This window comes from Actinomycetota bacterium (genome assembly GCA_036280995.1).
In the GTDB taxonomy this organism is placed as follows: Bacteria; Actinomycetota; CALGFH01; order CALGFH01; family CALGFH01; genus CALGFH01.
Genome location: DASUPQ010000733.1, coordinates 1 through 5,465, shown reverse-complemented (window position 1 = coordinate 5,465; position 5,465 = coordinate 1). Strand labels below are relative to the sequence as shown.

Genomic DNA, 5,465 nt, shown 5'->3' with positions numbered 1-5,465 from the left:
CGGCCGCACCGTGACCCTGGCCACCGACTGGGCGCCGTTTACCGAGGCCGACCTGAACGAGGCCGGCAACCGGCTGCGCCGGCTGGGCCAGGTCTACGCGCTCCTGTTCGTCATGGCCCGCCGCGAGCAGAGCCGGCAGCTGTTCTCACCCGCCGAGCTCGCCATCCTGGCCGTCTCGGTCATCGCCAACGGATCACGGACCTGGTCGTTGCGGCCTTGAACCGCAGCTGACAGGCCCCGCGGCGCCCAGTCTGTCAACGACACACGGCTCCAGGGCGACAAGCCGCTGAGCTATCTGGACCTCAGCCGTGACCTATCGATCGAGGGTTGCGTACGGTCATTCCCCTGCCGTACCACGACAGGCCCTTCGGGCCGGGCGCGCATTCGCGCGCAATCTCAGAAACCAACATGCGGCTACGCCGCCATCCCACGCTGCAACTGAGCCGAGTCGTTCATTTCTCAGGTCTGTTTCCATCCGTGCCGTGGCCGATTCTTCGGCAGCCAGAGTCGTGGCGGCCGGGCGGAGCGGCCGGTGTTCCTCGGGTACAGTGTGGGCGGTGCGCCGGGAAGCCTGGTCGGCAATGTAGCTTTTGCGTTGTCGATCGGGGAGGTCTCGTGCCGACAGGTCATCCGCCGGTGGAAGGTTCTTGGAGCGCCGGTCAGGGCCCGGGCGCCCGTCGGCTTGCCGTTCCTGTGCGCGAGTTCCTTGACACCGAGGTCACCGGTGGCCTGGTCCTGCTGGCCGCCACCGTGCTGGCCTTGCTGTGGGCCAACTCATCCTGGGCCGGCGCCTATGAGGCCCTGTGGGGGACCGAGCTGGCCTTCGAGGTGGGCCGCTGGACCCTGGCGCTGGATCTGCGCCACTGGGTCAACGACGCGTTGATGGCGCTGTTCTTCTTCGTCGTCGGCTTGGAGATCAAGCGCGAGCTGGCCGTGGGCGAGCTGCGCAGCGCCCGCAATGCCGCCCTGCCGGCGTTGGCGGCTCTTGGCGGCATGGTGCTGCCCGCCTTGCTGTTCTTGACGCTGAATCTGGGCGGTGAGGGCAGCGGGGCTGGGGGGTGCCGATGGCCACTGATATCGCCTTGCCCTGGGGGTGCTGGTCCTGTTCGGTTCTCGGGTCCCCTCTGGGCTCAAACTGCTGCTATTGAGCGTGGCCATCGTGGATGACATCGGGGCCATCATCGTGATCGCCGTCTTCTACTCCGGCGGGTTGGCCTGGGCCCCGCTGGGAGCTGCGGTCGGGCTGCTGGCGGTGATCGCCGTGCTCCACCGGGTGGGGGTGGTGTGGTGGCCGATCCATGTGCTGCTCGGCGTCGGGGTGTGGCTGGCCACCTACGCCTCGGGGGTGCATGCCACCATCGCCGGGGTTGCGCTGGGGCTGCTGATGCCGACCCGCCCACTGGTTCGGCACCTGTCGGTCTCGCTAGGCGGTGACGACATCCAGCCCTCGGCCCCGGTGGTGCGCCGGGTCAAGCAGCATGTCCAGGAGACGATCTCGGCTGCCGAGCGGCTGGAGCACACCTTGCACCCCTGGACCAGCTTGTTGGTTGTCCCGTTGTTCGCGCTGGCCAACGCCGGGGTGCCGCTGAGCCGGGGGTCGCTTGCTGAGGCGGTGGGGTCCCCGGTCACCGCCGGGGTGGTCCTCGGGCTCGTGGTGGGTAAGCTGGTCGGGATCAGCGGCGCCGCCTGGCTGGCCGTACGCCTTCGGGCTGGGACCCTGCCCGCTGATGTCACCGGCCGCCAGGTCGTGGCGATCGCGGCGGTGGCGGGGGTCGGCTTCACCGTGTCGCTGTTCATCGCCAGCCTCGCCTACCCGGACCCCACCCTCCAGGATCAGGCCCGGGTCGGCATCCTGACCGGGTCGCTGCTGGCCGCCGCAGTCGGGGCATTGCTGCTGCACCGCGCCCTGCCGTTCTCGGCCCGGCCCGGCGGCACCCCCAAGGAAGGAGCAGCCTGATGCGAGCACGCGACCTGGCCGCTCCCTATCCGTCGCTGCCCACCGACGCCCCCGCCTCTGAGGTGGCCCGCGTGCTGGCCACGGAGGAGGTGGACGTGGTGTTCATCGAACGCCAGGGCCAGCTCCAGGGAGTGGTGTCCGACATCGGGCTGCTGTCGCGGTTGCTGCCCAGCTACATCATTGAGGACCCCAGGCTGGCTCAGGTGCTGGAAGAGGGCGCCGCCGATCTGCTGTGGCGGCGGCTGGAGGGCCGCCGGGCCGACGAGCTGCTGGCCAAGGCCGGCAGCGAGATTCCCCAGGTCGACGGGGACGCGACCCTGATCGAGGTCGCGGCGGCCATGGCTGGGGCCAGGGCGCCGCTGGTGGCGGTCCGCGAAGGCGGCCGGCTGGTCGGCGGGATCACCAGCTCGGCCCTGCTCGCCCGCCTCCTCCAGCCATGAGCACGGCCCTGGCCGTCACCGTCTTCGCGGTGGCCTACGCCCTGATCGCCACCGAGAAGGTCAACCGGGTCGTGGTCGCCCTCGCCGGCGCCGGCCTCATGCTGGCCTTGCGGCTGGTCTCCTCCGAGGACGCCTTCCACTCCACCGACTTCGGCATCGACTGGGAAGTCATCTTCCTGCTGCTGGGAATGATGATCGTGGTCGGGATCATGAAGCAGACCGGACTGTTCGAATACCTGGCCATCTTGTCGGCCAAGAAAGCACGAGGCCAGCCCTACCGGATCATGGCCGCCCTGGTCGTGCTCACCGCCGTCGCCTCGGCCTTCCTCGACAACGTCACCACCGTCCTGCTAGTCGCCCCGGTCACCATCCTGATCTGCGAGCGCCTGGAGCTCCCGCCGGCCCCCTACCTGATCACCCTGGCCCTGGCCTCCAACATCGGCGGCACCGCCACCCTCATCGGCGACCCGCCCAACATCATCATCGCCAGCCAGGCCAACCTCACCTACCTCGACTTCCTGGCCAACCTGGCCCCGCTGATCGGGCTGCTGTTGATCGTGTTCGTGGTCCTGTGCCGGGTGCTGTTCCGCTCCTCGTTCGCCTCCCGGCCCGAGCTCGTCCAAGAGCTGATGCGCCTTGACGAGCACGAGGCCATCGTGGACCGGCGCCTGCTGATCCGTTCGCTCGCCGTCGGGGTCGCCGCCACCATCGGGTTCGTCCTCCACGGCCTGCTCCACTACGACCCCTCAGTGGTCGCGCTGCTCGGCGCCGGGGTGCTACTGCTGCTGGCCAACCGCCCACCGGCGGTGTTCCTGCGCGAGGTCGAATGGCCCACCCTGGCCTTCTTCATGGGCCTGTTCATCATGGTCGGCGCCCTGGTCAAGGTTGGCGTCATCCAGCGCCTGGCCGACGCCGCCGCCGACCTCACCAGCGGCCGGCTGCTGCTGGCCACCACCCTGCTGCTGTGGGTCTCTGGCCTGCTGTCGGCGGTGATCGACAACATCCCCTACGTGGCCACCATGGCCCCGGTCGTCGGCACCCTGGTCGACCAACTCCCGCCCGGCACCGACGGGACCGTGCTGTGGTGGTCGCTGGCCCTCGGCGCCGACCTGGGCGGCAACGCCACCGCCATCGGGGCCAGCGCCAACGTGGTCATTCTGGGCCTGTCCGAACGCGCCGGCCACCGCATCAGCTTCCTCCAGTTCACCAAGTACGGCGCCCTGGTCGCCCTGGTCACCCTGGCCATCTCCATGCCGTACCTGTGGCTGCGCTACTTCGTCCTCGCCTAGGTGAGCTCCAGTTCATGAGCCGGCTGTTATGGCAGTCCGCGTGGCAGTCCACCAGTCATCACCAGATAGCATCCAGGCGACCTAGCGCCGCGGCCGCCAACCTTCGCTTGCTGCGCGCTGCCCATGACGCACGGGGCAAGCGGCCTAGCGGATCGAACGGCGCCGAGGATGACCGCCAGCGCCCGTCTGTCCGACCCGAGTCGACCCAGGACGGGCCCGCCGATATATCTCCTCCATGAGTTCCCAATCCGGCTCGGCGTTCTTGGGGTGATCGGGCCAGGAGGCCATTACCTCATTGGCCCAGTCGGTCCAGTCGGCGACCAGCGCGTAGAAGTCGACCATGAACCGCGCACCCACCATGTTCACGGCCGCGCGCTCGCGAAACGCACCCTCACCGGCCAGGTAGACGCGCGCCGCCTCGGCGAAGACGTCGAGTTGCTGGAGCGCCCATGCCTTGGTGGCTTGGAGTGTCGCGAGGGCGTCCTGTGTCCGGCCATGGTCGGCGAAGAAGAGCTTCACGAGGTACTCGGACTCCAGTGCCATGCCGTCGTCGCTCGGGGTGCGCAGCCACGCGGCGAGCGCGCGGCGCCCGGCTGGCGTGATCGCATAGACCGTCCTTGCGCGTCGGCCGACCGCGTCCTTGGAGGCGGTCGCCAGGCCGTGCGCCACGAGCTTCTTCGGCTCCTCGTAGAGCTTGCTGCGAGCCCGCGGCCACATGTGGTTGAGGGTCCTCTGCATCTGCTGGGCGAGCTCGTACGTCGTCCATGGTCGGATGGCGAGAAAGCCCAGGATCGCGTACGAGGTCGTCGTCAGCTCCGGCCTTGACATATGGTCCCCTAGGGAGTATCGGTTAGTCCCATCTGGACTATAGCGCGGGAGGCATCATGCCGACGAGCGAACTCATCGTCGCGCCGGGCAACGAGAGCCAGGCACAGGCGTGGGACGGAGACGAGGGCGAGATCTGGGCGCGCTACCCCGAGTTGTTCGAATCCTCGGTCAGGCAGCACCAGGCGAAGCTCATGGAGACTGTCGCGCTCACGGCCGAGGCCCGAGTCCTCGATATCGGCTGCGGCACGGGCGACTCGACCAGGGACGCGGCGCGAGCCGCCAAGCGGGGAGCGGCGGTGGGAATCGACCTCTCCGCGCGGATGCTCGAACGCGCCCGGGCGCGTGCAGCCGCGCAGGACGTCACCAACACGACCTTCGTCCAAGGCGACGCGCAGATCTATCCCTTCGAATCGGGATCGTTCGATGTCGCGATCAGCCGAACCGGCGCGATGTTCTTCGCCGACCAGACTGCGGCCTTCACCAACATCGCGCGCGCCATGCGAGCCAAAGGGCGCTTGGCGCTGGTGTCGTGGCAGGCCCCGGAGCACAACGAATGGTTCTTGTCGTTCGTCGATGCGCTGACCCTCGGCAGGGGGCTCGCCCCACCTCCACCCAACGCACCGAGCCCCTTCGCGCATGCCGACCCGTCTCGAACGGAACAGATCCTGACCGACGCCGGATTCGCGGATGTCCGCATCGACTCGCTCGAGCTGCCGATGTACTTCGGCGCCACGGTCGATGAGGGATATGAGGTCCTCAGCCGGCTGCTCGCCTGGATGACCGGCGAGCTCGCTTCAGGAGAGCGGGCCAAGGCCTTCCAGCGGCTGCGCGACACGCTGGTGGCGCACGAGACGCCAGATGGCGTCACCTACGAATCGCGCGCCTGGCTCATCACGGCACAGCGACGCTGAAGGGGGTGCGGCGAATGCCGGACGACACCAGGGAGCTGGC

7 protein-coding genes are annotated in these 5,465 nt (G+C 68.7%); 6 read left to right on the top strand and 1 reads right to left on the bottom strand.

Annotation, left to right across the window (positions count from 1 at the left end; genetic code table 11):
- From VF468_24600 to VF468_24580, 5 genes are all read left to right on the top strand, one after another.
- The coding region (locus tag VF468_24600; protein ID HEX5881470.1) for a hypothetical protein at nt 1–220 on the top strand (220 nt) is incomplete at its 5' end.
- 473 nt (nt 221–693) lie between these two features.
- Entirely contained in the window at nt 694–1,167 is a 474-nt protein-coding gene (locus VF468_24595) for a Na+/H+ antiporter NhaA (GenBank protein ID HEX5881469.1), read from the top strand.
- A complete protein-coding gene (locus tag VF468_24590) occupies nt 1,094–1,957 on the top strand; it encodes a Na+/H+ antiporter NhaA (GenBank protein ID HEX5881468.1) in 864 nt (287 codons plus the stop codon). The genes VF468_24595 and VF468_24590 overlap by 74 nt, the downstream gene beginning before the upstream one ends.
- Nucleotides 1,957–2,397 carry a CBS domain-containing protein gene (locus tag VF468_24585; GenBank protein ID HEX5881467.1) on the top strand — a complete coding sequence of 147 codons (441 nt, stop codon included), beginning with the start codon at nt 1,957–1,959 and terminating at the stop codon, nt 2,395–2,397. Before VF468_24590 ends, VF468_24585 begins: the two co-directional genes overlap by 1 nt.
- Nucleotides 2,394–3,686 (top strand): ArsB/NhaD family transporter, encoded by a 1,293-nt coding sequence (locus VF468_24580; protein ID HEX5881466.1) that lies wholly within the window; start codon nt 2,394–2,396, stop codon nt 3,684–3,686. Before VF468_24585 ends, VF468_24580 begins: the two co-directional genes overlap by 4 nt.
- Before the next feature lie 144 nt (nt 3,687–3,830).
- On the opposite strand, the gene VF468_24575 is transcribed toward VF468_24580, so the two are convergent.
- Nucleotides 3,831–4,514: a helix-turn-helix transcriptional regulator gene (locus tag VF468_24575; protein ID HEX5881465.1), complete on the bottom strand. Its 684-nt coding sequence runs from the start codon at nt 4,512–4,514 to the stop codon at nt 3,831–3,833.
- Between the two features lie 56 nt (nt 4,515–4,570).
- Between VF468_24575 and VF468_24570 the strand changes: the two genes are divergently transcribed.
- On the top strand, nt 4,571–5,425 hold the full coding sequence (locus VF468_24570) for a class I SAM-dependent methyltransferase (protein HEX5881464.1): 855 nt from the start codon (nt 4,571–4,573) through the stop codon (nt 5,423–5,425).
- The last annotated feature ends 40 nt before the right edge of the window (nt 5,426–5,465 follow it).

Bases quoted from the DNA above. Each gene is read 5' to 3' on its own strand.
- VF468_24575 (HEX5881465.1), bottom strand. From the start codon at position 4,514: ATGTCAAGGCCGGAGCTGACGACGACCTCGTACGCGATCCTGGGCTTT.
- VF468_24585 (HEX5881467.1), top strand. From the start codon at position 1,957: ATGCGAGCACGCGACCTGGCCGCTCCCTATCCGTCGCTGCCCACCGAC.
- VF468_24580 (HEX5881466.1), top strand. From the start codon at position 2,394: ATGAGCACGGCCCTGGCCGTCACCGTCTTCGCGGTGGCCTACGCCCTG.
- VF468_24570 (HEX5881464.1), top strand. From the start codon at position 4,571: ATGCCGACGAGCGAACTCATCGTCGCGCCGGGCAACGAGAGCCAGGCA.